This is a genomic window from Thioclava dalianensis, assembly GCF_000715505.1.
Lineage (GTDB): Bacteria > Pseudomonadota > Alphaproteobacteria > Rhodobacterales > Rhodobacteraceae > Thioclava > Thioclava dalianensis.
In genome coordinates, this window is record NZ_JHEH01000089.1 from 1 (window position 1) to 1,052 (window position 1,052).

The 1,052-nt window shown below is 60.8% G+C and carries 1 protein-coding gene; it reads right to left on the minus strand.

Annotated elements, in window-relative coordinates; all coding sequences use genetic code 11:
- Positions 1-1,052, minus strand: a 1,052-nt coding sequence (gene tuf, locus DL1_RS20635; protein ID WP_038070282.1) for an elongation factor Tu, incomplete at both ends; no start/stop codon positions are given.

The following is a 1,052-nucleotide window of genomic DNA, read 5'->3' on the forward strand; positions in this document are numbered from 1 at the left end:
CCCGGCATGACCATCTCGGTGCCCGAGGGCAGCGTCACGGTGCCGGTGACATCCGTCGTGCGGAAGTAGAACTGCGGACGGTAGTTCGCGAAGAACGGCGTGTGACGGCCACCCTCTTCTTTGGTGAGGATATAGGCCTCAGCTTCGAATTGGGTGTGCGGCGTCACCGAACCGGGCTTGCACAGCACCTGGCCGCGCTCAACGCCTTCACGGTCGATACCGCGCAGCAGCGCGCCGATGTTGTCGCCAGCTTCACCGCGATCGAGCAGTTTCTTGAACATCTCGACGCCGGTACAGGTGGTTTTCTTGGTCGCGTGGATGCCCACGATTTCCAGCTCGTCACCCACGTTGACAACGCCGCGCTCAACGCGACCGGTCACAACCGTACCACGACCCGAGATCGAGAACACGTCCTCGATCGGCATCAAGAAGGGCTGGTCCACAGCGCGCTCGGGCGTCGGGATCCAGCTGTCGACCGCTTCCATCAGAGCGCGGATCGATTTCTCGCCGATCTCTTCGTCGCGGCCCTCAAGGGCGGCCAGAGCCGAACCCTTGACGATCGGGATGTCGTCGCCGGGGTAATCATACGAGCTCAACAGCTCGCGGATTTCCATCTCGACCAGCTCGAGCAGCTCTTCGTCGTCAACCTGATCAACTTTGTTCATGTAGACAACCATCGTCGGGATGCCCACCTGACGACCGAGCAGGATGTGCTCGCGGGTCTGCGGCATCGGGCCGTCAGCTGCGTTCACCACGAGGATCGCGCCGTCCATCTGAGCCGCACCGGTGATCATGTTTTTCACATAGTCAGCGTGGCCGGGGCAGTCGACGTGGGCGTAGTGACGGGCCTCCGTCTCATATTCCACGTGCGCCGTCGAGATCGTGATCCCGCGGGCTTTCTCTTCCGGCGCGCCGTCAATCTGGTCATACGCGCGGAAATCACCGAAATACTTCGTGATCGCAGCGGTCAGAGTGGTTTTACCGTGGTCAACGTGGCCGATCGTGCCGATGTTAACGTGCGGTTTGTTACGTTCAAACTTTGCCTTAGCCAT